General features: G+C 59.1%; 22 protein-coding genes. 15 read left to right on the top strand and 7 right to left on the bottom strand.

Annotated features, from left to right (window positions below):
• Nucleotides 1-9 precede the first annotated feature (9 nt).
• Nucleotides 10-1185: an isochorismate synthase EntC gene (gene entC / locus L370_RS09400; protein ID WP_023334852.1), complete on the bottom strand. Its 1176-nt coding sequence runs from the start codon at nucleotides 1183-1185 to the stop codon at nucleotides 10-12.
• A 188-nt stretch (nucleotides 1186-1373) separates the two neighbouring features.
• Between entC and fepB the strand changes: the two genes are divergently transcribed.
• Nucleotides 1374-2333: a Fe2+-enterobactin ABC transporter substrate-binding protein gene (gene fepB / locus L370_RS09405; protein WP_023334851.1), complete on the top strand. Its 960-nt coding sequence runs from the start codon at nucleotides 1374-1376 to the stop codon at nucleotides 2331-2333.
• A gap of 77 nt (nucleotides 2334-2410) precedes the next feature.
• Here fepB and entS read toward each other — a convergent pair whose 3' ends face one another.
• Complete coding sequence (gene entS / locus L370_RS09410) at nucleotides 2411-3637, bottom strand: enterobactin transporter EntS (RefSeq protein ID WP_023334850.1); 1227 nt, start codon at nucleotides 3635-3637, stop codon at nucleotides 2411-2413.
• A gap of 108 nt (nucleotides 3638-3745) precedes the next feature.
• Here entS and fepD point away from each other — a divergent pair, with 108 nt between their 5' ends.
• The 3 genes from fepD to fepC are packed head-to-tail and all read left to right on the top strand — an operon-like array spanning nucleotide 3746 to nucleotide 6530.
• The gene (gene fepD / locus L370_RS09415; RefSeq protein WP_023334849.1) at nucleotides 3746-4750 is read left to right on the top strand and encodes a Fe(3+)-siderophore ABC transporter permease; all 1005 of its coding nucleotides are present in this window, start codon (nucleotides 3746-3748) and stop codon (nucleotides 4748-4750) included.
• The gene (fepG, locus tag L370_RS09420; protein WP_155858076.1) at nucleotides 4750-5739 is read left to right on the top strand and encodes an iron-enterobactin ABC transporter permease; all 990 of its coding nucleotides are present in this window, start codon (nucleotides 4750-4752) and stop codon (nucleotides 5737-5739) included. The genes fepD and fepG overlap by 1 nt, the downstream gene beginning before the upstream one ends.
• Nucleotides 5736-6530 carry an iron-enterobactin ABC transporter ATP-binding protein gene (fepC, locus tag L370_RS09425; RefSeq protein WP_023334847.1) on the top strand — a complete coding sequence of 265 codons (795 nt, stop codon included), beginning with the start codon at nucleotides 5736-5738 and terminating at the stop codon, nucleotides 6528-6530. Before fepG ends, fepC begins: the two co-directional genes overlap by 4 nt.
• Before the next feature lie 87 nt (nucleotides 6531-6617).
• On the opposite strand, the gene entF is transcribed toward fepC, so the two are convergent.
• Genes entF through fes form a run of 3 tightly spaced genes read right to left on the bottom strand, consistent with a single transcriptional unit; the run spans nucleotide 6618 to nucleotide 11897 of the window.
• Nucleotides 6618-10475: an enterobactin non-ribosomal peptide synthetase EntF gene (gene entF, locus L370_RS09430; RefSeq protein ID WP_023334846.1), complete on the bottom strand. Its 3858-nt coding sequence runs from the start codon at nucleotides 10473-10475 to the stop codon at nucleotides 6618-6620.
• Nucleotides 10472-10684 (bottom strand): MbtH family protein, encoded by a 213-nt coding sequence (locus L370_RS09435; RefSeq protein ID WP_023334845.1) that lies wholly within the window; start codon nucleotides 10682-10684, stop codon nucleotides 10472-10474. The genes entF and L370_RS09435 overlap by 4 nt, the downstream gene beginning before the upstream one ends.
• Nucleotides 10685-10694: 10 nt before the next feature.
• Complete coding sequence (fes, locus tag L370_RS09440) at nucleotides 10695-11897, bottom strand: enterochelin esterase (protein ID WP_023334844.1); 1203 nt, start codon at nucleotides 11895-11897, stop codon at nucleotides 10695-10697.
• 146 nt (nucleotides 11898-12043) lie between these two features.
• On the opposite strand from fes, the gene L370_RS09445 reads away from it, so the two are divergent.
• The 5 genes from L370_RS09445 to L370_RS09465 all read left to right on the top strand — a co-directional run bounded on the left by L370_RS09445 (nucleotide 12044) and on the right by L370_RS09465 (nucleotide 16605).
• Nucleotides 12044-14284: a TonB-dependent siderophore receptor gene (locus L370_RS09445; RefSeq protein WP_023334843.1), complete on the top strand. Its 2241-nt coding sequence runs from the start codon at nucleotides 12044-12046 to the stop codon at nucleotides 14282-14284.
• 107 nt (nucleotides 14285-14391) lie between these two features.
• Nucleotides 14392-15033, top strand: coding sequence for an enterobactin synthase subunit EntD (entD, locus tag L370_RS09450; protein ID WP_023334842.1), 642 nt, complete (start codon nucleotides 14392-14394; stop codon nucleotides 15031-15033).
• A gap of 158 nt (nucleotides 15034-15191) precedes the next feature.
• Nucleotides 15192-15752, top strand: a complete 561-nt coding sequence (locus tag L370_RS09455; protein WP_023334841.1) for a hypothetical protein — start codon at nucleotides 15192-15194, stop codon at nucleotides 15750-15752.
• Nucleotides 15749-16105, top strand: coding sequence for a putative T6SS immunity periplasmic lipoprotein (locus tag L370_RS09460; RefSeq protein ID WP_023334840.1), 357 nt, complete (start codon nucleotides 15749-15751; stop codon nucleotides 16103-16105). Before L370_RS09455 ends, L370_RS09460 begins: the two co-directional genes overlap by 4 nt.
• Nucleotides 16105-16605 carry an Hcp family type VI secretion system effector gene (locus L370_RS09465; RefSeq protein ID WP_023334839.1) on the top strand — a complete coding sequence of 167 codons (501 nt, stop codon included), beginning with the start codon at nucleotides 16105-16107 and terminating at the stop codon, nucleotides 16603-16605. Before L370_RS09460 ends, L370_RS09465 begins: the two co-directional genes overlap by 1 nt.
• 84 nt (nucleotides 16606-16689) lie before the next feature.
• Here L370_RS09465 and L370_RS23220 read toward each other — a convergent pair whose 3' ends face one another.
• On the bottom strand, nucleotides 16690-17145 hold the full coding sequence (locus L370_RS23220) for a SymE family type I addiction module toxin (RefSeq protein WP_023334838.1): 456 nt from the start codon (nucleotides 17143-17145) through the stop codon (nucleotides 16690-16692).
• Between the two features lie 898 nt (nucleotides 17146-18043).
• On the bottom strand, nucleotides 18044-20077 hold the full coding sequence (betT, locus tag L370_RS09470) for a choline BCCT transporter BetT (RefSeq protein ID WP_023334837.1): 2034 nt from the start codon (nucleotides 20075-20077) through the stop codon (nucleotides 18044-18046).
• Nucleotides 20078-20205: 128 nt separating this feature from the next.
• On the opposite strand from betT, the gene betI reads away from it, so the two are divergent.
• From betI to L370_RS09500, 6 genes are all read left to right on the top strand, one after another.
• Nucleotides 20206-20793: a transcriptional regulator BetI gene (betI, locus tag L370_RS09475; RefSeq protein ID WP_023334836.1), complete on the top strand. Its 588-nt coding sequence runs from the start codon at nucleotides 20206-20208 to the stop codon at nucleotides 20791-20793.
• 13 nt (nucleotides 20794-20806) lie between these two features.
• Nucleotides 20807-22279 (top strand): betaine-aldehyde dehydrogenase, encoded by a 1473-nt coding sequence (gene betB, locus L370_RS09480; RefSeq protein ID WP_023334835.1) that lies wholly within the window; start codon nucleotides 20807-20809, stop codon nucleotides 22277-22279.
• A 13-nt stretch (nucleotides 22280-22292) separates the two neighbouring features.
• Nucleotides 22293-23957 carry a choline dehydrogenase gene (gene betA / locus L370_RS09485; protein ID WP_023334834.1) on the top strand — a complete coding sequence of 555 codons (1665 nt, stop codon included), beginning with the start codon at nucleotides 22293-22295 and terminating at the stop codon, nucleotides 23955-23957.
• Nucleotides 23958-24114: 157 nt separating this feature from the next.
• On the top strand, nucleotides 24115-24678 hold the full coding sequence (locus tag L370_RS09490) for a fasciclin domain-containing protein (RefSeq protein ID WP_023334833.1): 564 nt from the start codon (nucleotides 24115-24117) through the stop codon (nucleotides 24676-24678).
• 43 nt (nucleotides 24679-24721) lie between these two features.
• On the top strand, nucleotides 24722-25276 hold the full coding sequence (locus L370_RS09495) for an RNA polymerase sigma factor (RefSeq protein WP_023334832.1): 555 nt from the start codon (nucleotides 24722-24724) through the stop codon (nucleotides 25274-25276).
• The gene (locus L370_RS09500; RefSeq protein ID WP_023334831.1) at nucleotides 25273-25920 is read left to right on the top strand and encodes an anti-sigma factor; all 648 of its coding nucleotides are present in this window, start codon (nucleotides 25273-25275) and stop codon (nucleotides 25918-25920) included. Before L370_RS09495 ends, L370_RS09500 begins: the two co-directional genes overlap by 4 nt.
• The last annotated feature ends 72 nt before the right edge of the window (nucleotides 25921-25992 follow it).

Raw genomic sequence — 25992 nt, 5'->3', positions numbered from 1 at the left:
GAGTCTTCCTTAGTGCAAACCAAATACGTTGAGCATGGTGGAGAGCTTCACGCCCGTTTCGCGCCACTCGCCCACCGGCGAGGAGGCAGGCACAATGCCCGCACCGGCAAACAGGCGAACGGTGTTTTTATGCAGACGCGCGCAGCGGATGGTCACCACCCACTCGCCGTTGCCTTCGCTGTCGCACCAGCCGACGATTCCGCCGAACAGCTCGCGGTCGAACGGCTCCAGCTCGGCAATCAGCTCTTTTGCCGCCTCATGCGGGAAGCCGCTCAGCGCCGGGGTCGGGTGCAGCAGGCAGGCCAGCGTCAGGGCGTTTTCATTTTCACGCGCGTCACCTTCAACCGGCGTCGCCAGATGCCACAGCGTCGGCGTGGTAATCAGCTGAGGAGAATCCGGCATGCTCAGACGGTGGCTGCGCGGTGCCAGAATGGCCTTCATCGCCTGGGTCACCAGGTCGTGCTCGTGGCGGTCCTTTTCGGAGGCCAGCAGCTTATTGCCCGCTTCGCGATCCAATACGTCGTCCGGCTGGCGGCGCGCCGAGCCTGCCAGCGGCAGCGAGCTAAAGTGCGCGCCCTCTTTACGCAGCAGCAGTTCCGGACTCGCACCGAGCAGCACGCCGCCGTCTTCCAGCGGCACGTGGAAGTTAAAGCTCGCCGGGTTCTGAGCGATAAGACGCTCCATCAACGCACCGCTATCAATGTGTTTATCGGTCGCAATGTCGATCAGACGCGACAGCACGACCTTGTTCACCTGCGGCGTGGCGGTCAGCGACGCGGCGCGGGCGACCATCTCTTCGAACACGGGCTGCGGCGGGATCTCGGTGCGTTGTTCCACCTTCAGCGCCTGCGAGCCGGAAAAATAGCGTGCGGACTGCTGACGTGCCGGGCGGGAAAAGGTCTGCCAGCGCTGCGGAATAAATAGAGAAGATGGCTTGCGGGTATCGAACGGAATAGCCCCGAGCATCACCGGATGAGCGATGCCGTTGGCTTTCGCATTCCGGAAGGCCTGGGCTAATTTTTGCTGGAAGTGCCCCGCCGGATCGTCGCCGCCAACGGCGGGTTCAGAGAAGCGGGCAAAACAGCCGGACGTGCTAAAGCTGCGGTAGGGCGACATAAAGAAAAAGCTGTCTGATTGCAGCGCGGTCGCGGTGTGCTGAACTTCCTCAGCCAGGGACGTGTCCATATCATCCTCCTCAAAATGATAAAAGAAGCAATAATGATTATCATTTATATTTTCGTCGGCTAACCTAATCCCACATCGCTTCGCTGTCAACCGTCGGGCAAACAACTTGTGCGACAAAAGCTTGCATCCCTTCGCGGTAGCTATGAAAATGAGAAGCATTATCTTCAACAAAAACAGGATGTCGCGCTGTGAAATTCCCTGCCCTATTCCGTAATACCCTGCTTATATCTGGACTTTTTGTTTTAGGACTTGCCTCAGCCGCTGCCGCCGACTGGCCGCGTCAGGTGACCGACAGCCGCGGCGTTCACACGCTTGAGAGCAAACCGACGCGCATTGTCTCCACCAGCTTGACCTTAACCGGCTCCCTGCTGGCGATTGATGCACCGGTCGTTGCCAGCGGCGCCACCACGCCGAACAACCGCGTGGCGGATGGGCAGGGTTTCCTGCGCCAGTGGGGTGATATCGCGAAACAGCGCAAGGTCGCGCGGCTATACATCGGCGAACCGAGCGCCGAAGCGGTTGCCGCCCAGATGCCGGATCTGATTTTGGTAAGCGCTACCGGCGGGGATTCCGCGCTGGCGCTGTACGATCAGCTCTCTGCCATCGCCCCGACGCTTATCATCAACTACGACGACAAGAGCTGGCAGGAACTGCTGACGCAGCTGGGCACCATCACCGGGCAGGAAAAACAGGCCGCCGGGCGCATTGCCGCGTTTGATAAACAGCTCGCGCAGGTAAAAGAGCAGATGAAGCTGCCGCCGCAGCCGGTAAACGCCATCGTCTACACCGCCGCCGCGCACAGCGCCAACCTGTGGACCGCGGAATCGGCGCAGGGCAAGCTGCTGCACCAGCTGGGCTTTACGCTGGCGGAACTGCCCGCCGGACTGCACACCTCAAAAAGCCAGGGCAAACGCCACGACATTATTCAATTAGGTGGTGAAAACCTGGCGACGGGGCTGAACGGCGAAGGGCTGTTTGTGTTTGCCGGCGACCAGAAAGACGTGGATGCGATTTACGCCAACCCGCTGCTGGCGCATCTGCCGTCGGTGAAAAACAAACGGGTCTGGGCATTGGGAACCGAGACGTTCCGCCTGGATTATTACAGCGCGATGTTGGTGTTGCAGCGTTTGAATTCAATTTTTAAATAAGAGGCACGTTTCCCGTAGGCACGGTAAGCGCAGCGCCACCGGGCGTTTAGTCGGGTGGCGGCTACGCCTTACCCGACCTACAGGTTCTGCCTGAACCGACGCAACTCCACCAAAACCGCCAATAAAATCACGCCAACAACGGCTAACACAAACCCGCTGCAGCTCGCCGAAGCCACCGGGGTCATCATCGCCCCCAGCCCGCCGAGGATCGCCGCGCCAATCGCATCGCCCGTCACGTTCTGCGCCGTCCACAGGCCGTTAATGCGCCCGAGCATCCCTTCCGGCGTCTGAGTCTGGATCAGGGTGTACTGTAAAAGAGAGCTGACCGCGCTCAGCCAGCCGAAAATCACCAGACACAGCACGCCCAGCGCCCACACCGGCATCAGACTGAAGAAGCCGATGGCGACAAACGAGGCTAGCGTGGCAAGCAGCATAATCAGCCCCGGACGCGCGCCCTGCGCCAGGTTCCCGCTGGTCAGCGCCCCGCAGGCCGCGCCGAGCGGAATGGCGGCGTAGAGAATGCCAATCTCCGAGGCGCTCATCTGCCACTCTCCCGCCAGCGCCGGGTACAGCACGCGCACCGCGCTCGCCATCGTCAGCAGGCCGCCGAGCAGCGCAATGCCGCCAATCAGCGGGTTGCTGAACAGGAAACGAATAGCGGCCATTAGCGATTTCAGCGGATGCTCGCGCGGCTGCGGCGGAGGCGGCAGCAGCGGCAAGCGCAGCAGCGTCAGCGTAGTGATAAAGGTCCCCGCCGCCGCCAGCCCGTAGTTCCACGCCACGTTGCCGGTCGCCAGCAGCAGGCCGCCCACCATCGGCGAAATCACCGAGCCGAGGCGCACGGTGAGCATGGTGATCGCCCCCGCCTGCATCAGGTTCTCGCGCCCGACCAGCGCGGGCGTGGCCGCCAGCAGCGCCGTCACGCCCAGCGAGGCGAAGAAACCGTCCCACAGCCCCAGCGCGTAAATGGCGATCAGCGACGGTTCCGGCAGCATCGCGTTCAGACACAGCCCGATAAAGCCCACGCCGCAGGTGCCGCGCGCCAGCAGGATCAGCTTTTTACGCTCGTAGCGGTCTGCCAGCACGCCGCCAACCATCAGCCCGATGAACATCGCCCCGCCGGTTAAGGTGACGGATAACCCCACCAGCCAGCTGGAGTGCGTCAGGGTCTGGATCTGTACCGGCACGGCCACGCCGAGCAGCCCGAGGGACAAAATGGAGATAAAGCGAGCGATAAAAACGGCGCGATACGCCGGGTGCGTTTTCAGCAGGCTGAGGTTGAGCAGCCAGGATTTTTGATTCATGACAAAGCCTTGAGTGTAATTCTACCCATTCCATGGGCGCACATGCTAACATAGCCAAATAAGATAGATAACGATAATCACTATCATTATCAAATCATGGATGTTGCTATGTCGTTTTCCTCTTCTGCGGTGCGCGCCGTTGCCGTGCCCGTTTTACTGCTGCTCCTGAGCCTTGCGGTTGCACTCAGCCTGCTGGTCGGCGCAAAGCCGCTGCCCGCGTCCGTTATCGTTGATGCGCTCACCGGCACCTGCCGGAGCGCTGACTGCATCATCGTGCTCGACGCCCGACTGCCCCGCACGCTTGCCGGACTGCTGGCGGGTGGCGCGCTCGGCCTTGCCGGTGCCCTGATGCAAACCCTTACCCGTAACCCGCTGGCGGACCCCGGCATTCTCGGCGTTAACTCCGGCGCCAGCTTTGCCATCGTGCTCGGCGCGGCGCTGTTCGGGTTGACCTCGCCCTCCGAACAGCTGGCGATGGCCTTCTGCGGCGCGCTGGCCGCCTCGCTGGTCGTCGCCTTTACCGGCAGCCAGGGCGGCGGCCAGCTGAGTCCGGTCCGCCTGACGCTTGCGGGCGTGGCGCTCGCGGCGGTGCTGGAAGGCTTATCCAACGGCATCGCCCTGCTCAACCCGGACGTTTACGACCAGCTGCGCTTCTGGCAGGCCGGTTCGCTGGATATCCGCACCCTTGAAACCCTAAAAGTGGTGGCAATCCCGGTCATTATCGCTGCCGCCGTGGCGCTGTTTTTAAGCCGGGCGCTCAACAGCCTGAGCCTCGGCAGCGACACCGCGACCGCCCTCGGCAACCGGGTGGCGCGCACGCAGCTGATTGGTCTGCTCGCCATCACGGTTCTGTGCGGTAGCGCGACCGCGGTGGTCGGCCCGATTGCCTTTATTGGCCTGATGATGCCGCACATGGCGCGCTGGCTGGTGGGGGCGGATCACCGCTGGTCGCTGCCGGTCACGCTGCTGGCCACCCCTGCCCTGCTGCTGTTTGCCGACGTGCTGGGCCGCCTGCTGGTGCCCGGCGAGCTGCGCGTCTCGGTGGTCAGCGCCTTTATCGGCGCGCCGGTGCTGATCTTCCTGGTTCGTCGTAAACGCGGAGGTGGCGCATGATGGCCCCGTCCCGTCGTTTAGTCACCAGCGTCTCCCTGCTGCTTATCGCCATTCTGCTGCTGGCGGTCTGGAGCCTGCGCAGCGGCGCGGTGACGCTCGATTTTTCTCAGGTGCTTAACGCCCTGCTCGGCAGCACGCCGCGCAACGTCACCATGGTGGTGACGGAGTGGCGACTGCCGCGCGTGGCGATGGCAATTCTGGTCGGCGCGGCGCTCGGCGTGAGCGGTGCGATATTTCAGTCGCTGATGCGTAACCCGCTCGGCAGCCCGGACGTGATGGGCCTCAACACCGGAGCCTGGAGCGGCGTGCTGGTGGCGATGGTGCTGTTTGGTCAACACCTGACGGCGATTACCTTTACGGCGATGGCGGGCGGCATTCTGACGTCATTACTGATCTGGGCGCTGGCCTGGCGCAACGGCATCGACACCTTCCGCCTGATCATCATCGGGATCGGCATCCGCGCCATGCTGATGGCGTTTAACACCTGGCTTCTGCTACAGGCTTCGCTGGAAACCGCGCTCTCCGCCGGGCTGTGGTACGCCGGTTCCCTCAACGGCCTGACGTGGGGCAAAACCTGGCCCGCCGCGCCGCTGATTTTGCTGATGTTTATCGGCGCGCTGCTGCTGGTGCGGCGTATGCGCCTGCTGGAGATGGGCGACGACAGCGCCTGCGCGCTGGGCGTGGGCGTTGAGCGCTCGCGCCTGATGCTGATGCTGGTCGCGGTACTGCTGACCGCAGCGTCTACCGCCATCGCCGGGCCGATCTCGTTTATCGCCCTCGTGGCACCGCACATCGCCCGCCGTCTTAGCGGGACGGCGCGCTGGGGCTTAACCCAGGCGGCGCTGTGCGGCGCATTGTTGCTGCTCGCCGCCGATCTCTGCGCCCAGCGGCTGTTTATGCCTTATCAGCTGCCGGTGGGCGTGGTGACCGTCAGCCTCGGCGGGATTTACCTCATCGTCTTGCTCGTTCAGGAGTCACGCAAGAAATGACAGACACAACCACCCGCTTGCGCGGCGAAAACCTCACCCTCGGCTACGGCAAAAAAATCATTGCCCGTGACTTATCCGTCGCCATTCCGGACGGCCATTTTACGGCAATCATCGGGCCGAACGGCTGCGGCAAATCGACCCTGCTGCGCACGCTGAGCCGCCTGATGACGCCGGCTGAAGGCAGCGTGTTCCTCGACGGGGAGCAGATCCAGCGCTTTGCCAGCAAAGAGGTTGCGCGCCGAATTGGGCTGCTGGCGCAGAACGCCACCACGCCGGGAGACATCACGGTACAGGAGCTGGTCTCGCGCGGGCGCTATCCGCACCAGCCGCTGTTCACCCGCTGGCGCAAGGACGACGACGAAGCCGTGAAGCGCGCGATGCGGGCGACGGGGATTACCGATCTGGCCCAGCAGAGCGTGGACACCCTTTCCGGCGGGCAGCGTCAGCGGGCGTGGATCGCGATGGTGCTGGCGCAGGAGACCTCCATCATGCTGCTGGACGAGCCGACGACCTGGCTCGACATCAGCCATCAGATTGACCTGCTGGAGCTGCTGAGCGAGCTGAACCGCACGCAGGGCTATACCCTGGCAGCGGTGCTGCACGATTTGAACCAGGCGTGCCGCTACGCCACGCATCTGATTGCGCTGCGCGACGGCGAGATTGTGGCGCAGGGCGCGCCGAAAGAGATTGTGACGCCGGATCTGATCGAGCGGATCTACGGCATGCGCTGCATGATTATTGACGATCCGGTGGCGGGTACGCCGCTGGTTGTGCCGTTAGGTCGGCGGTAATTGCCGGGTGGCGGCTGCGCCTTACCCGGCCTACACTCGGCTCCCGTAGGCCGGGTAAGGCGCAGCCGCCACCCGGCGCTTTTGACGTTATCCCAATATCTCCCTCAACACCGGCCCTATCTTCTCAAACGCCTGCGGTGAGATGATATCCACGTGGGCGCAGTCCTGACTGTACACCTCCAGTTCCGCCACCCACGGCGCCCAGGCAACCTGCGGATCCATCGTTCGCGTGCGCTCGGCGACGAACAGCGTCGCTTTGCCGTCAAACCGCGCGCTGTGCGCCGTGGTGAGCAGCCGCACCGCGTCGGCGTAGTTGCCCTCGATGGCGTTAAACAGTTCGCTGGAGCCCTGCCCCTGCTGAGCGGCGATAAACGCCTGACGCTCGCGCTCGATCTCCGCCAGCACTTCCGGGTCGAGGCCGTTGGCCTCTTTCTCCACCCAGTTCTGGGTTTCCGGCGGCCAGGTATCCAGCAGGCCGAGGAAGGCCACCTCTTCACCCAGCTCGCGCAGACGGGCAGCAATGCCCTGCGCCAGCGTGCCGCCGAGGGAATAGCCAAACAGGTAATACGGCCCCTGCGGCTGCCGCTGACGCAGCGTATTCAGGTGATGCTCAATCACTCCCTCCAGATCCGCACGCTGCTGCATCGGCCCGTCCGGGCGCGGCGACTGAATGCCGGTAATCGACCAGCGCGGGCTGAGGTAGCGCGCCAGCACGCTAAACTGCCAGGCAAAGCCGGACGCCGGATGGAAGCAGAACAGCGTCGGGCCGTTGCTTTCGCGCAGCGGGAGAACAGTTTCATAGCCCAGACGCTGCGCCTGCTCGTCGCTCATCTGCGAGTCCAGCAGCGCGCTGAGCTTGCTCACCGTGGAGACGACCATAATCTGCCCCGGCGTAACCTTGCGGTCGAACGCGCGGCTAAGCTGTGCCGCCAGGCGCATCGCCAGCAGCGAGTGGCCGCCGAGGGCAAAGAAGTCGGCTTCAATGTCGTTCACCTCGCAGCCCAGCAGCGCGGAAAACGCCTGCGCGACGGCGACTTCGGTTTCCGTCTCCGGCGTACGGCCGGAGGATTTACTCGTCAACTCCGGCAGCGGCAGCGCCTTGCGGTCCAGCTTGCCGCTCGCGCTGAGCGGCAGCGCGCTGATTTGCAGCAGCACCACCGGCACCATATGCGGCGGCAGCTGGGCTTTGAGTGCTTCCAGCAGCGCGTCGCGGTCCAGCGGCAAGCCGGATTCAGAAACCACGTATCCCACCAGCTGGCGGGCATCGCCGCCGGTGGCCGCCGCCTGGTTGAACACGCAGGCGTGGGCCACGGCCTGAGCCACGTCCGGCAGCGACAGCATCGCCCGGTCGATCTCGCCGAGCTCAATGCGCTGGCCGCGAATTTTTAGCTGGTCATCGCTGCGGCCCAGATATTCCACCGCGCCGTTGTCCAGCCAGCGGGCCACGTCGCCGGTGCGGTACATCCGCTCGCCGGGGGCAAACGGGTCGGCAATAAAGCGGCTGGCCGTGAGATCCGGACGTCCCAGATACCCCTGCGCCAGCTGAATGCCGGTGAGGTACAGGTCGCCCGCCACGCCGAACGGCACCGGGCGCATCATCGCGTCAAGGATGCGTAGCCCCGTGTTCCACACCGGGAAGCCAATTGGCACGCTGTTGCCCTCCACCGCCGCCAGCTCGGGGCCAAACGCCGGATACCAGCTCACATCCACCGCCGCTTCCGTTGGACCATAGAGGTTGTGCAGCGGCGCATGGGTGAGCTGTTCCCACTCGCGGCACAGTTCAGTTGGCAGCGCTTCGCCGCTGCAGAACACCTGCTTAAGGGTTTTGCAGCACGCCGCGTTTTCCGGCGTCAGCGAGGCGACAAACGCCGCCAGCATCGACGGCACGAAATGGGTGGTGGTCACGCCGTACTGCGCGAAGAAGATCTGCATCGCCTGCGGATCGCGGTGCGCGTCCGGCTCGGCCATCACCAGCTTCGCCCCGGCGATAAACGGCCACCAGAACTCCCACACCGACACGTCAAAGCTGCACGGCGTTTTCTGCGCCACCACGTCAGCCGCGTCGAGAGGGTAATGATCCTGCATCCACTTCAGTCGGTTAACGATGGCGGTATGGCCGACCATCACCCCTTTTGGACGCCCCGTCGAACCGGAGGTAAAGATGATGTACGCGGTCTGCTCCGGCTTCGCCAGGCGCAGCGGTTCAGCATCGGTGGCCGGTAATAGTGTGTTGTAACTAAACGCGGTAATGGGCAGATCGCTAAAGCGCGGAAGCTGCTCGTCGGTAGTAATGAGCAGGGACGGCTTCGCGTCCTCAAGCATCATCCGCAGGCGGTCGTCCGGGTAGCCGGTGTCGAGCGGCAGCCACGCGGCACCGGCCTCGACGATGCCGTGCAGCGCCAGCGTCAGGAACACCGAGCGCGGGAGTGCCACCGCCACGCTGTCGCCCGGCTTCACGCCGCGCGCACGCAGCAGGTTTGCCAGCGCAACCACCTGCTCGCGCATCTGACGATAGCTGAGTTCACTATGCGCGTCCGCCAGCGCGGGGGCGTCCGGCGTTTTGCTCGCCTGCTCCGCCACCAGATCCGCCAGCGTGGTGGACGGCAGCGCCAGCCCGGTATCGTTGATGCGCGCCAGCTGCTGATATTCCTGCTCTGAAACGGTTTCTACTTCGCCGCAGCGCAGGTTCGGGTTGGCCGCAAACTGCAGCAGCATCGCGTTCAGGCGCGCCACGTGACGAGTAAGCGTCGCCTCATCGTAACGCTGTTTATTGGCAAGGATCTCAATGCTCAGCCCGCCCTGCTCGTCCGGGAACAGCGCCAGCTCGAGATCGTTCACCGGGCCGGTTGCCAGCGTGTGGGTGATGGCCTCCACGCCGTCGATATCCAGCTGATAATCGAAAACCTTCACGTTCAGCACCGGTCCAAACAGCGCTTCGTCGCCCGCGGCACGCCCGCTGTCGCGCACGATCTGCTCGGCGTCGTAGCGCTGATGGCGGCGCATTTTTTTCAGCTGGTTAGCCAGTCGCAGCGCCAGCGCGGGCAGGCTCTCCTGCGCGTCGATATTGACCGCCAGCGGCAGCACGTTCAGCACCGGCCCGGTCGCGGTGAGCGCCGCGGAACCCATGCGGCGCATAAAAATAAACCCGGCGGCGTAGTCGAGCCGCCCCGTCAGGCGGCCCAGCCACAGCGCCACCAGCGCAAGGGCCAGATCGGTACGCTGCGCCTGCCCTGCCGCCTGTGCAAGCTGGCCAAAGGCGCGGACGTCCATTGCAATTTTCAGGCGCAGAATGTCGGTGGTGGCGGCGCGTCCCGGCAGCGGCGCGGAAGAGAGCGAGACCGGAGAAGGAAGCTGCCTGCGCTGCTCTGCCCAGAACGCACCGTCGCGTGCGTACGCCTCGCTCTCGCGATAGCGCTGATACTCCTCCACCACCTCGGCGAACGGGGTGAACGGGGAGGCTGGCGTGGATTCACCTTTCTGCCACGCAGCGTAAATGGCGGCGATCTGACGGGTAATGGCCGGGAAGCTGAAGCCATCCACCACCAGATGATGATATCGCTGATACCAGTAACAGTGGCTTTCTCCCACCTGAATCAGCTGGTGAAACGCCAGCGGCTGACCGCTGTCGACGCGCAGGTTTTGATTGAGATCGGACTCCATCAGCGCCACGGCGGCGTCGTGAGAGTCAACGCGCACGATGGACGGCTCCGGCAGAATGAAGCTCTCATCCACCCACTGCCGCACCTCGCCGTTCTCCTCGATAAAACGCATCCGCAGGGTATCGGCCTGCATCATGCCTTCCGCGATGGCTTTCGCCAGCAATGGCGCGTCGATAGCGCCTTTCAGTTCGGTGTAGTGCGCTACGCTCCAGGCGTTTGGCAGGGAGGAGAGCTGTTCCGCCATCCAGATACCCGGCTGGGCGGCGACGAGCGGAAGACGATTCATGCGTGCTCCCCCGCAAAATGGGACGGTTCAAGCGTGCGCCAGTGCCCGGCCAGCCACTGCTGGCACGCCTCCTGGGACTGCGCCTCGCACACCACGCGCCACCCCGCCGGCAGTTCGCACTGCTGCGGCCACAGGCTGTACTGCCCCTGGTCGTTTTGCAAAATGGCGAACTGTCCCTGCGGATTATCGAAAGGATTGCTGAATTCCATACAGACTCCGTTAGTGAATAAGCGGCTGCCAGAGGGTCATCAGCCCCTGCGTCAGCCCACCGCGCCAGCAAAGCGCATCGTGCCCACCGTCAACCTGACGCCAGATAACCGGCTGCTGCGTGTGTTGTAGTTCGGCGAAAATCGCCTGATTCGCGCGGAAGATAAGCGGCTCGTTGCGCCCGGCCTCAAGGACAATCCGCAGCCCGCGAGCGGTTTTTTCACCCGCTTTAAGTTGTTCTATGAGCAACCCGTCCTGCTGCGCGCCGCGGTGCGGCCACCAGTACGAGCCGGACTGGCTGAGGATGCAGCCAAAACGCTGCGGCCAGTTGAGGCCAGCATAAAGTGAAGAGAGCCCGCCGAAGCTCTGACCCGCTACCACGGTACGGTCGGCGCGGTCGCTAAATGGCGCGAAAGTTTTTACTTGGGGGAGAAGTTCGTCCTGCACCGCCAGCCAGAAATCAGGGTTACAGGGCAATTCCCGGCTGCGATGTTCCGTGTCGATCGCATCAATTAATACGTAGACCGCAGGGGGCAGCTTGCGCCCGGCGGTGAGCGACGCCAGCGCAGGCCAGACCGGCATGCTTTCGGCCCAGAACTGCCCGTCGAGCAGCACCGCCAGCGGGCGCTCGGAGCCGTCATCTCCGGTGGAAAAAATCCACACGCGGCGACGGTTCTTCAGACGCGCGCTGTTCCACTCAATGCAGACCGGCGGCTGATGCGGCGTATCGGGACGATCCCAGCCGGGCTGAACGGGCGCGTCCGGCATCTCCAGCGCCGAGACGGCGTGGCCGCGACCGCCGCGCCAGCTCTGCGGGTTCAGCGGGTCGGAAACCGCGTGCGGCAACAGCTTGCGCCAGCCTTCGCGCAGCGCCATGCGGTCCGGCTGCGCGCCTTCAAACACTGCGCTGGCAAAATCATTTTCGTTATCGGAGGGGATAAAACAGTAGCTCCCGCGCCATTCGGGGCTGAACTCGCCCTGCCACTGCCAGACGTCGGTATCCGGGATGCGCTCAAGAGATTGCGGGCGGGCATTTTGATGATGATCGGTCACGCCGGTGATGTAGAGCCAGACGCGTTTAACCGTTGACGTTTTCTGCGTTCCTGCCGGGTCACGCCACCAGAAGGTGACGCGATAGCTCGCCTTCAGACGTTCCCATTCTGGCCCGTTTTTCGACTGCCACCAGGCTTCACTTCCCGTTGTTAACGCCGTCACCCTTATAACCTCATGTTTAACAGACTTTTTTGTTTCAGGACAAATTTTATTGATAATATTATTGATAACTATTTGTATTTGCAATAGCGTAATGCCCGCGCTGTGGGAAGCGCGCTCATTAAATAACCATAAAAGCGGGACGTACAATGAATAAGAAGATTCACTCTCTGGCCTTGCTGGTCAATTTAGGGATTTATGGTGTCGCGCTGCCCGCCATGGCAGACGACAAGACCGCCTCTGCGCAGCACGAAGATACGATGGTGATCACCGCCGCCGAGCAGAACCTGCAGGCGCCGGGCGTGTCGACCATCACCGCCGATGAAATCCGCAAAAACCCGCCCGCGCGGGACGTGGCGGAAATCATCCGCACCATGCCGGGCGTGAACCTGACCGGCAACTCCACCAGCGGCCAGCGCGGGAACAACCGTCAGATTGATATCCGCGGCATGGGGCCGGAAAACACGCTTATCCTGATCGACGGCAAGCCGGTGACCAGCCGCAACTCCATCCGTCTGGGCTGGCGCGGCGAGCGCGACACCCGCGGCGATACCGGCTGGGTGCCGCCGGAGATGATCGAACGCATCGAAGTGATCCGCGGCCCGGCCGCCGCGCGCTACGGCAACGGTGCGGCAGGCGGCGTGGTGAACATCATCACCAAAAAATTCGACGACCAGTGGCACGGCTCCTGGAACACCTACCTGAACGCGCCAGAACATAAGGACGAAGGTTCCACCAAACGCACCAACTTCAGCCTGAGCGGCCCGCTGGGCGGCGACTTCAGCTTCCGTATGTTCGGCAACCTGGACAAAACCCAGGCCGACGCGTGGGACATTAACCAGGGCCACCAGTCCGATCGTACCGGTGCCTACGCCAACACCCTGCCCGCAGGCCGTGAGGGCGTGGAAAACAAGGACATCAACGGCGTGGTGCGCTGGGACTTCGCACCTATGCAGTCCCTTGAGTTTGAGGCGGGCTACAGTCGCCAGAACAACCTCTACGCGGGCGACACGCAGAACACCAATAACGACAACGCGCTGGTGAAGAAGAACTACGGCAAAGAGACTAACCGTATTTATCGCCAGAACTTCGCGGTCACCTGGAACGGCGGCTGGGACAACGGCATCACCACCAGCAGCTGGGCGCAGTACGAACACACCCGCAACTCCCGCCTGGGAGAAGGGCTGGCGGGCGGGCTGGAAGGATTGTTCAACAGCAATAAATTCACCGACACCGACCTGGCCGACGTGATGCTGCATAGCGAAATCAACCTGCCGATTGATTTCCTCGTCAACCAGAACCTGACCCTGGGAACCGAGTGGAACCAGCAGCGCATGAAGGACTCCACCTCCTTTACGCAAACCCAGCAGGGCGGCACGATCCCGGGCATGAGTAACGATCGAAGCCCGTACACCTCAGCGGAGATCTTCTCCCTGTTCGCTGAAAACAACATGGAGCTGACCGACAGCACGATGCTGACCCCGGCGCTGCGCTTCGACCACCACACCATCGTCGGCAATAACTGGAGCCCGTCCCTGAACCTGTCGCAAGGTCTGGGGGATGACTTCACGCTGAAGATGGGCATCGCGCGCGCCTACAAAGCGCCGAGCCTGTACCAGACCAACCCGAACTACCTGCTGTACAGCAAAGGCCAGGGCTGCTACGCCAGCTCCGACGGCGTGGGCTGCTACATGATGGGCAACGACGACCTGAAAGCGGAAACCAGCATCAACAAAGAGATTGGCCTGGAGTGGAAGCACGACGGCTGGCTGGCGGGCGTGACCTGGTTCCGCAACGACTATCGCAACAAGATTGAAGCGGGCTACGCGCCGATTGGTCACACCTCTTCCGGTAAAGTGCAGACGGATATCTACCAGTGGGAAAACGTGCCGAAAGCGGTCGTCGAAGGGCTGGAAGGCTCTCTGAACGTGCCGGTCAGCGATACGATCAACTGGACCAACAACATCACCTACATGCTGCAGAGCAAGAACAAGGAGACCGGCGACCGTCTGTCGATCATTCCGGAGTACACGCTGAACTCAACCCTGAGCTGGCAGGTGCATCAGGACGTGTCGCTCCAGTCGACCTTTACCTGGTACGGCAAGCAGCAGCCGAAAAAGTACAACTACAAAGGTCAGCCTGTGACCGGGTCTGAGAAAGACGAAGTCAGCCCGTACAGCATCGTTGGCCTGAGCGCGACCTGGGACATGACCAAAAACGTCAGCCTGACCGGCGGCGTGGATAACGTCTTCGACAAACGCCAGTGGCGCGCGGGTAATGCCCAGACCACGGGCAACGCCACCACCGGTGCGTATATGTACGGTGCGGGTGCGTATACGTATAATGAACCGGGTCGCACCTGGTACATGAGCGTGAATACGCGTTTCTAGGTAAAAGCAAAACGGCAACCCCGTTGCCGTTTTTAGTGTTTGCTCCCTCTCCCTGTGGGAGAGGGCCGGGGTGAGGGCATCAGGCTGCACAATTCTGAAGGAAAAACATGCACACCACCCACAGCACGTTCATTCTCGCCGGCCACACCGTCCATCGCGTCACCTTCGATCCCACCACCTTCACCGACGCCGATCTCCTCTGGCTCCCCCACCACGCTGAGCTTTCAAACGCCGGACGCAAACGCAAAGCCGAGCATCTGGCTGGCCGCATCGCCGCCGCGCATGCCTTACCTGACCACACCGTTCCCGGCATCGGCCCCAGCGGCGAACCGCTCTGGCCGGAAGGGGTTTCAGGCAGCATTACCCACAGCGGCGCCCAGGCGATGGCGGTTGTCGTCCGTCATCAAGATGCGCTCGTAGGTATTGATTGCGAAGCCATTCTTCCAGACCGGGAAGCCCGCGACATCCAGGACGGCATCGTTGATGCGCAGGAGGCGATGTGCCTGACGCGATCGGGCTACCCTTTTGCGCTGGCGCTGACGCTGGCTTTTAGCGCCAAGGAGAGTCTGTTTAAGGCGCTCTTTCCGCAGGTGAAGACTTACATGGGTTTTGACTGCGCTCGTATTATGACGCTCGATGAAAGAACACTTACGCTGGCCCTGACCCGCCCACACGCTGAGTTTAAAGAAAATACGCTATTTACAGTTCACTGGTTACCTGATGGTAATCAAGTCATCACTTTGCTGTAACGCGCGTCAGGCATCGAAAATCTTTATTCAGCCACTCTTTCACTTCTTTTATTTCTCGCAATGCAAAAAACACTTTTTAGGAATATATCAATCTTCTTTTCCATTTCTGCAGGAGTAAGATAAAAATCCAATAACCACAATCTTTAAATGGACTTATGATGCCGGTAAATGAACGCATTATTCCCACCTCAGGAACCCCGATTAACCCAGGCGGTATCCGACAACTCACCATCGGTGAGATAGCCCTCGCGAAGACGCTTTATGGTTACAGTATCCATTATCATCTGGTGTGGGTGCACAGGGAAAGTTATCTTCCTTTTAATCTCCAGCCTGTCGATATAGCGATGAGTCCCAATGGTGAAATGTGGTTTAGAGAAGAAACTTATTCACCTGATTTCTCTTTAGAGGACGACTTAGTTAAGAAGCATAGATTTATGCATGAGATGATGCACGTCTGGCAAACACAAAAGGGGATGTTTGTCAGGACCAGAGGATTATTTTCCGGTATTGCTGACTATACTTATAGCTTAGATAAAGTAGATTTATTGCATTATGGGTTAGAGCAGCAAGCATCGATTGTAAGCGATTACTGGTTATTGAAATATTTTGGTCTGGAGAAAAATCAGAGCTTATTACAATACCGGGATCTGCATCTTAAAGAAACGCTCTATTACCTCCTGAATAAATATAAAACAGTTTTAAAAGGATTTCCCGGATGAAAAAACTGCTGGTTATTATTGCTATATGTATTTCAATTACCGGCTGTCCCGGTGGTAAACGAGCCCCCAAAACACGACTAACTTTTATTAACGGCAATCATATTTGTTTCAGCATAAATAAAAATGACATTTTGAAATATTATACAATTTATTCAAGCAAAGCCCATCAGATAAGCATAGTGACGGGATCCGGATACGGTGATTTAAACGCTTCCTATCCTGATACTTGTATGAATATTAAATGGGAGAATGAACATACTTACGTAATTCACTACGGCTTAAATGGCAAAGAATATGTGCATCAGTTCGATATCGATAAAAATGGCAAGCTAATAAATTTAGGAGAACGATAATGTCACTACCCGCTTACCTACTTCTCTACGATGAGCACGGGATGCTCGTACAGGGCGATTGTATGATGCCAGGACGAGAAGGTGCAATTGAGATCATGAACAGCAGCTATAGTGTAAAACAAGCCGTCGACAGCCATACCGGAAATATGACCGGAACAAGACAGCATGGTCCGGTTACACTGCATAAGCAATTAGATAAAGTGAGTCCTTATCTTGCCGTTGTCGCTTGCGAAGGAAGACGCCTGCAAAAAGCGATTATCAAATATTATGAAATTATTGAAGCGGGAGCAGAAAGAGAGATCTACACTATTACGCTTGATAGCGTGGTAATCTCATCTTTAGATTTTACACATGTATACTATCCAGGTAGTTCTGCACCTAACATGCATGAAGTTGTAGGCCTGCGATTCCGTGGTATTCAATGGAACTATGTGAAAGGAAACATCAAATATGACGATGCATGGATGAAACCTGCGAAGAAAGAAAAAACCAGCACATAACTATCCTGATTGATCTAATAAAATATTAATGTATGTGGTTGCTTAAAGCGCGATCCTGGCATTCTCAGGATCGCCTCGTGATGTTTACCGCTCCCCTTTTTCACTTTCGTTCACGGGTAAATCCCCCGTATCAATTAACGCTCCCGGAAACGTCTCCAGCCACTTCATCAGCTTTAGCTTATTTGTATATGTTGCGCTGACACCTTCCAGACAGCCCCACAGCTCACGGGAATTTTGCGGAGTAATCACAATACAATCCGGCATCACGCGGATCTTCACGGCTATTCCTGCTTTAAACCCTGCGCGGGTTAACCACGCGCCGGTTAACGGTAGATAGTTGCGCTCCATTCGGGTATAAAGTTCCACACAGGCGGAACCCGCCTCTCCTCTTTCATGAAGATACGCAGAGTGAACCGGTTCGTCATGCAACGCCCGGATGCGTTTTTTGCGTAGCTTCTCGCGATTTTCCTGCTGAATCTCTAAATCTGCATTTTCTGTTTGGGCAATAGCCCGCTCTGGCATAGAATTCTTCGCAGCCATAATCAACTCCGTATTAGTTGTTTGTGGTTAGCGGTATGGAGGTGGTCGCACACCTTTGTACCGCGCTCCTCTTTGTTGCCTTTTTACATATTTTTCCAGATCTCAGTGCTGGGTTAACTGCGACGATTATACTTCTATGGATAAATACACAGGGAAATAAAATAAGGTAAATTTGATAAATGCGAGGTAGCTCGAGGAATAATAATCGTAAGGTAAAATTCTTTTCAAATATTCTGCAAACAGATTAATCAACACAATATCATTCATGAATGAAATAATTAAATGCATTAAGAGGGCAAAAAATCACCCTCTTACGTTAGGTTAACGATACTTATGAGAGAAATTAGACTTAACAACACTACTGATGTAGCTATTGAGTCCATGACCAGTATGAGCTAATTGCTGCATCTTAGCCACTACAGCAAGCCCGGGCTTGCTGGTATCGTAAACATATTTCCATCCATCTCTGAAGTGAACAGTGATTGAATCGTTAGTTGTTTCATAAAAAACGACTCCAGAATCGCCACCCTTGTTTGCATAAACTGGCAATTTATTATCCTCATTTAATCGCTGTGAAATTTACTGCCAGTCAGTTATATGCCTTATGTTAATGATATTTATTGAAGTTGATCGCACTTTCTGTTTCTTAATGCATTAAAAAAAACGAAAAGTCAATTATAGTGAAACATATTTCCCAATAACAGTTTAAAAGTTCCAGTTAAACGTAAACCTTGCTGGAAAAAACAAATTCAGTCCATAAGAATGAGTTGCACCATCAATATGAATTATTGATATAAAATTCACCCACACAAATTCTTCTCGAATTTTCAAAAGTAATGGGGCCAAAGTTTACTCACTTGGCCCCCACTACCTAACCTTTACGATGCTCAGCTAGACATCAAACATCCGGGAACATCACGCTATTTCCCGGCGCTTCCCTGTGCAGATGGATAAAGTTCAGGTGCCGCTCATACTGGTCCAGAATGTCCGTAATCACCTGCTCCTTGCTGTAATCCATCAAATCATTCCCCTGGCTCCCTTCCAGCAGGAAGGTCTCAAGCCGGTAGTAGGTCGACTTCCCGCTGCGCGCCCGGTAGGTAAACCCGGGTACCGAATACTGCTGCGGCCAGATCTGATAAACAAAGTTCTGCTCGTCGCCCATATGAACCAGCAGGTCCAAGTGCCCCAGGGTCTCGCCCTCCTCCGGCGGCAGGTTTTTCAGCTCCACGTAGGCGCCACGCAGCTTAAGTTCCTGCGCCACCTCTTCCATCGCCGGGAAGCAGACCGTCTCCATCATCTGTTTGGTGTAGCGCGTGCCCGGGTAGTTCATCAGGCGCGACAGGCGTTTCTTCCAGCTCAGCCTGTCCTGCGCCCCCATTGGACGCGGCGCGGTGTCGCGGCTGGCGCTGACGCGGCGGTAGTCTTCCACCTTGAGGGATTTATACAGCCCGGCCATCACGAAGAAGATGACGAAGCTGAACGGCAGACCCATGATCACGGTGGTGTTCTGCAGCGCCGAGATGCCGTTGGTCATCAGCATGCCGAGCGTCAGCAGGCCGATGGCGACGGACCAGAAGATGCGCAGCCAGTTCGGCGCGTCGCTGTTGATGTCCTTCAGCTTCGAGGTGAAGTTGCCCAGCACCAGCGCGCCGGAATCCGCCGAGGTGACGTAAAACAGCAGGCCGGTGATGGTCGCCACGGAGGCGCTAAAGGTAAACGCCGGATACTGCGCCAGCAGGCTATAGAAGCCGCGCTCCGGGTGCGCCATCGCTTCCTGCGCGAAGGTCGCGTTGCCGTGGATGATCTCGTGCAGCGCGCTGTTGCCGAAGATAGACAGCCACAGCAGGGTAAAGGTGAACGGGATGATCAGCGTGCCCATCACAAACTGGCGGATGGTGCGGCCACGTGAAATACGCGCCAGGAACAGGCCAACAAACGGCGACCACGCCACCCACCACGCCCAGAAGAACAGGGTCCAGTTGTTCATCCACTCCACCGGGCGGTCAAAGGCGAAGCTGTTCAGCGTCATGCCCATGAAGCGGTTCACGTAGTCGCCCACGTTCAGTACCAGAGCATTAAGCAGGAACGACGTGTCGCCCATAAACAGCACGAACAGAATCAGGCCCAGCGCCAGCGCCACGTTCAGCTCAGAGAGCACGCGGATGCCCTTATCCACGCCGGAGGTCACCGAAATGGTGGCGATAATCACCGAGAGCGCAATCAACGCCGCTTTCGCCGCCATCGAATCCGGGATATCAAACAGCACGCTCAGCCCATAGTTGAGCTGCACCACGCCAATCCCGAGCGTCGTCGCAATACCGAAGATGGTGCCGATCACCGCCGCGATATCGACGCTGTGGCCAATCGGGCCGTTAATTCTTTTCCCGAAAATCGGGTACAGCGCGGAGCGGATGGTGAGGGGCAAATTATAACGATAGCTAAAGTATCCGAGCGCCATCCCCATCAGGGCATACATCGACCATCCTGTCAGGCCGTAGTGGAACAGCGTCCAGACCATCGCCTGTCGCGCGGCCTCCATCGTCTGCCCTGCCCCTTCCGGCGGCTGCATATACTGCGTGACCGGTTCCGCCACGGAGAAGAACATCAGGTCGATGCCGATGCCCGCGGCAAACAGCATAGCCGCCCAGCTCAGCAGGCTGAACTCGGGCTTGGACTGCTCTGGTCCGAGCTTCACCGAGCCAAAGCGCGAGCAGGCAATGCAGACCACGAAGACGATATAGAGCGTCGCCGCCAGCAGGTAGTACCAGCCGAAGGTCTTCGACACCCAGTTCAGGGTGCGGCCAATCCACTCGGCAGAAAAATCGCTAAAGAAAATGGTCGTCAGGGAAAACAACAAAATCAGCCCGGCGGACGTATAAAAAACGACCGGGTTGATTTTGTCTTTTTCTCTGTCTTGTGAAAGGTCTGTCATCCAGTATCCCCACTGTTTTTGTAACTATTGAAATCCAAAATCGCAACAATTAAGACACATTTTATATTGAACGTCCAATCAAAAACCGCTTTAATAGATTACCAACGCTGATGAATGGAGTGGCAAAAATGCCCAAAGTGGGGATGCAGCCGATCCGGCGCAGGCAACTTATCGACGCCACGCTGGAAGCAATAAATGAAGTGGGAATGCATGATGCAACCATCGCGCAGATCGCCCGTCGGGCGGGCGTGTCCACGGGGATCATCAGCCACTATTTCAAAGATAAAAACGGCCTGCTGGAAGCGACCATGCGCGACATCACCGGCCAGCTGCGCGACGCGGTATTAAGCCGCTTACGCGCCCTGCCGAACGGCAGCGCGGAGCAGCGTTTGCAGGCGATTGTCGGCGGCAATTTTGATGAAACCCAGGTCAGCGGCGCGGCGATGAAGGCCTGGCTGGCCTTCTGGGCGAGCAGCATGCATCAGCCGATGCTCTACCGTTTGCAGCAGGTCAGCAGCCGCCGGTTGCTCTCAAACCTGGTGTACGAGTTCCGCCGCGAGCTGCCGCGTGAACAGGCTGAAGAGGCGGGCTACGGGCTCGCCGCGCTGATTGACGGGCTGTGGCTGCGCGCCGCACTCAGCGGCAAACCGCTGGACAAAACCCTCGCACAATCGCTCACCAGCCACTTTATCAGCCAGCATTTACCGACCGAATAACCGAGGAGGAAGCATGTCCCGAATGGCAGAACAGCAGCTTTATATCAATGGTGGTTATACATCCGCCACCAGCGGTCGCACCTTCGAGACCATCAACCCGGCCAACGGTGAAGTCCTGGCGAGCGTGCAGGCCGCCGGGCGCGAAGACGTGGACCGCGCCGTAGAGAGCGCAAAGCGCGGGCAAAAAATCTGGGCGGCGATGACCGCCATGGAGCGCTCGCGCATCCTGCGTCGCGCCGTCGATATCCTGCGTGAGCGCAACGACGCGCTGGCGAAGCTGGAGACCCTCGACACCGGTAAGGCGTTTTCTGAAACCTCGACCGTCGACATCGTCACCGGCGCGGACGTGCTGGAGTACTACGCGGGGCTGATCCCGGCGCTGGAAGGCAGCCAGATCCCGCTGCGCGACACCTCATTCGTCTACACCCGCCGCGAGCCGCTGGGCGTGGTGGCGGGCATCGGGGCGTGGAACTACCCGATCCAGATCGCCCTGTGGAAATCGGCCCCGGCGCTGGCGGCAGGCAACGCGATGATCTTCAAGCCGAGCGAGGTCACCCCGCTCACCGCGCTCAAGCTCGCCGAGATCTACACCGAAGCGGGCCTGCCGGACGGCGTGTTTAACGTCCTGCCGGGCGTGGGCGCGGAGACCGGCCAGTTCCTGACCGAGCATCCGGGCATCGCCAAAGTCTCCTTTACCGGCGGCGTCGCCAGCGGCAAAAAGGTGATGGCCAACTCCGCGGCCTCGTCCCTGAAAGAGGTGACGATGGAGCTGGGCGGCAAATCCCCGCTGATTATTTTCGACGATGCGGATCTGGATCTCGCAGCGGACATCGCGATGATGGCGAACTTCTTCAGCTCTGGCCAGGTGTGCACCAACGGCACACGCGTGTTCGTGCCTGCGACGTTCAAGGCCGCGTTTGAGCAAAAAATCGTCGAGCGCGTGGGCCGCATCCGCGCGGGCGATCTGTTCGATGAACGCACCAACTTCGGCCCGATGGTCAGCTTCCCGCACCGCGACAGCGTGATGCGCTACATCGCCAAAGGCAAAGAGGAAGGCGCGCGCGTGCTGTGCGGCGGCGACGTGCTGAAGGGCGAAGGCTTTGACAACGGCGCGTGGGTGGCCCCGACCGTGTTCACCGACTGCACCGACGAGATGACCATCGTGCGCGAAGAGATCTTCGGCCCGGTGATGTCCATCCTGACCTATGAGTCCATTGAGGAAGCGATTCGCCGCGCCAACGACACCGACTACGGGCTGGCGGCAGGCATCGTCACGGCCGACCTGAACCGCGCCCACGGCACCATTCATCAGCTCGAAGCGGGCATCTGCTGGATCAACACCTGGGGTGAATCCGCCGCAGAGATGCCGGTCGGCGGCTACAAACACTCCGGCATTGGCCGCGAGAACGGCGTGATGACGCTCCAGAGCTACACCCAGGTGAAGTCCATCCAGGTTGAGATGGGTAAATTCCAGTCCATATTTTAACCGGGAGGTTTATTTGCAATTTGATTACATCATTATCGGGGCCGGCTCTGCCGGTAACGTACTGGCAACGCGACTGACTGAAGATCCGAATACCACCGTCCTGCTGCTTGAGGCGGGCGGGCCGGATTACCGCTTTGACTTCCGCACCCAGATGCCCGCCGCGCTGGCGTTTCCGCTGCAGGGCAAGCGTTACAACTGGGCGTATGAAACCGAGCCAGAGCCGTATATGAACAACCGCCGCATGGAGTGCGGACGCGGCAAAGGGCTGGGCGGCTCGTCGCTGATCAACGGCATGTGCTACATCCGCGGTAACGCGATGGATCTGGACAACTGGGCCAAAGAAACGGGCCTTGAACACTGGAGCTACCTCAACTGCCTGCCCTACTACCGCAAGGCGGAAACGCGCGACGTGGGCCCGAACGACTACCACGGCGGCGACGGCCCGGTGAGCGTCACCACCTCGAAACCGGGCGTGAACCCGCTGTTTGAAGCGATGGTCGAAGCCGGCGTGCAGGCGGGCTATCCGCGCACCGAGGATCTCAACGGCTATCAGCAGGAAGGCTTCGGCCCGATGGACCGCACGGTCACGCCGCAGGGCCGACGCGCCAGCACCGCGCGCGGCTATCTGGACCAGGCCAAAAAGCGACCGAACCTGACCATCCGCACCCACGCCATGACCGATCATATTGTCTTTGACGGCAAACGCGCCGTGGGCGTCGAGTGGCTGGAAGGCGAAAGCACTATCCCATCCAAAGCGACGGCGAACAAAGAGGTGCTGCTGTGCGCAGGCGCGATCGCCTCTCCGCAGATCCTCCAGCGCTCCGGCGTGGGCAGCGCAGAGCTGCTCGCCGAGTTCGATATCCCGCTGGTGCACGACCTGCCCGGCGTGGGCGAAAACCTGCAGGATCACCTGGAGATGTACCTCCAGTACGAATGCAAAGAGCCGGTCTCCCTCTATCCTGCCCTGCAGTGGTGGAACCAGCCGAAGATTGGCGCCGAGTGGCTGTTTGGCGGCACCGGCGTGGGTGCGAGCAACCACTTCGAAGCGGGCGGGTTTATCCGCAGCCGCGAAGAATTCGAGTGGCCGAACATCCAGTACCACTTCCTGCCGGTAGCGATTAACTACAACGGTTCGAACGCGGTAAAAGAGCACGGCTTCCAGTGCCACGTCGGATCAATGCGCTCGCCGAGCCGCGGCCACGTGCGCATTAAGTCGCGCGATCCGCACCAGCATCCGGCGATCCTGTTCAACTATATGTCCCACGAGCAGGACTGGCAGGAGTTCCGCGACGCGATCCGCATCACTCGCGAGATCATGCACCAGCCCGCGCTGGACAAGTATCGCGGTCGTGAAATCAGCCCGGGCGTCGAATGCCAGACCGACGAACAGCTGGACGAGTTCGTGCGCAACCACGCCGAAACCGCCTTCCATCCGTGTGGCACCTGTAAGATGGGCTATGACGAGATGGCGGTGGTCGACGGTGAAGGCCGCGTTCACGGACTGGAAGGCCTGCGCGTGGTGGATGCGTCGATCATGCCGCAGATCATCACCGGCAACCTGAACGCGACCACCATTATGATTGGCGAAAAAATTGCTGACGCCATTCGCGGGCGCGAACCGCTGGCGAAGAGCACGGCGGCGTATTATGTGGCGAACGTGGCGCCGGTTCGACGCTGAGGGTATTTCCCCTTACCCTAACCCTCTCCCCGAAGGGGAGAGGGGATTAACCTCCCCCGCCAAAAATTTATTTTCATTTGCCTGCATCCAGTTTCCCCCCTGCCCTCGTATGTGAGTATGTGAGCAACGCCTTTGCTCCCTAATCCGAGGATAAATGATGAAAAAGCTACTCAGTGTTGCATTCGTATCCAGCGCTTTGCTCTTCTGTGCAGGCGCATCAGCGGCCATGACGTCAGGCTCCGTGATGGTGGGCGGAGCGGAAATGTTCCCGAGCAAAAATATTGTTGAAAACGCCGTGAACTCAAAGGATCACACCACGCTGGTGGCGGCGGTGAAAGCGGCCGGGCTGGTGGATACGCTGCAGAGCAAAGGGCCCTTCACCGTCTTTGCGCCAACCGATGCGGCATTTGCGAAATTGCCTGCGGGTACGGTCGACAATCTGGTGAAGCCGGAAAATAAAGCGCTGCTCACCAGCATCCTGACCTATCACGTGGTGGCGGGTAATTACGATATGAAAGCCCTGGAGCAGAAAATTAAACAGGGCGGCGGCCATGCGGAGCTGAAAACCGTGAACGGTCAACCTCTGTGGATCATGAGCAACGGCCCGCACAATATTCAGCTCAAGGATGGTAAAGGTAACGTGGCGAATATCAGCACCTATGACGTCCATCAGAAAAATGGCGTGATCGATGTCATAGATACCGTCCTGATGCCTAAGTAGTTGTCTATACTTCGGAAGTGTGACGTTGCCTTCCGGGAAAAACATGGATAACGCGCTGGCTGAACAGCAGTTGAAATTAATGCAGGCGGTCGCAAACGGCGATCGCCGCGCATTTGAACAACTTTACCGACTCACATCGCCTCACCTGTTTGCCGTCGCGCTGCGCATGCTGCGCCATCGCGCCTGGGCAGAAGAGATCCTTCACGACTGTTTTGTCACCGTCTGGAGTAAAGCCGAAACCTATGACGCCGCCCTGAGCTCTCCGATGACCTGGCTTACGCATATTGTTCGCAACCGCTGTATTGACTGGCTGCGCAGCGGGCAAACCCGCGCTGCCGCCCGTGAAGAGTCGTATTCGGAAGATATTCTGCTGAGCGAAAACAATGAGCAGAACAACTGGCACGACGACGCGCAGGCAGCACGGCTCAGGCATTGTCTGGAACATCTGAGCCACGAACAGCGTCAGAGCATTACGCTCGCCTACTATCAGGGCATGTCCCACAGCGACATTGCCGACTGGCTCCAGCAGCCCGTGGGCTCGGTGAAAAGCTGGATCCGCCGCGCGATGGATCATCTTCGGGAGTGCGTGGGCCTATGAATGACAGCGAAAAACGCGATGACATGCTGGCTGCAGAATATGCCCTCGGCACCCTGCGCGGCGGGGCGCGGATTCAGTTCCAGAAAAGGCTTGCCGCTGAGCCAGATCTGGCCGCCCGCGTGGCGTACTGGCAGGAAATGTTGAGCACGCTCGATAGCCACCTTGCGCCCGTTCATCCACCCGAGACGGTGTGGAAGAGGATCGCGCTCGATCTGCCGCCGAACAAGCCTTTGCGCCAAAGCCGGCCTTATCTCGGCTGGATGGTCGCGGCCAGCCTCGCCGCCGTTACCGTCGTGACCTGGTATTCCACCCGCACGCCGGAACTCGCACCGCTGATGGTACTCAACGATGCCCAACAGCACGGGCAATGGATCGTCAGTGCGGACAGCAGCCGCCAGTATCTGAGCATTACCCCTCTTAGACCGAACGCTATTGCTGCGCAAAATAGCCTGCAGCTTTGGCTGATCCCTGCCGGGAAGGCCCCGATATCCCTGGGCCTGGTGCATAGCGACGTCCCGACACGTGTTGCCATCAGGAACAACCCCCTTACCCCTGACGCGATGATAGCCATAAGCCTTGAACCCGAGGGGGGATCACCCACAGGCCTCCCCACCGGCCCCGTACTTTACAGTGGAAAAATATAATCCTCGTGCCTTATTCTCAGGGCCGCGGGGGGCAGCCAATTTCATTCTGTTCATATGATTGTTACATATAAG

The organism is Enterobacter sp. MGH 24 (assembly GCF_000493015.1).
Taxonomy (GTDB): domain Bacteria; phylum Pseudomonadota; class Gammaproteobacteria; order Enterobacterales; family Enterobacteriaceae; genus Enterobacter.
This window is presented reverse-complemented; position numbering and strand designations above follow the sequence as displayed.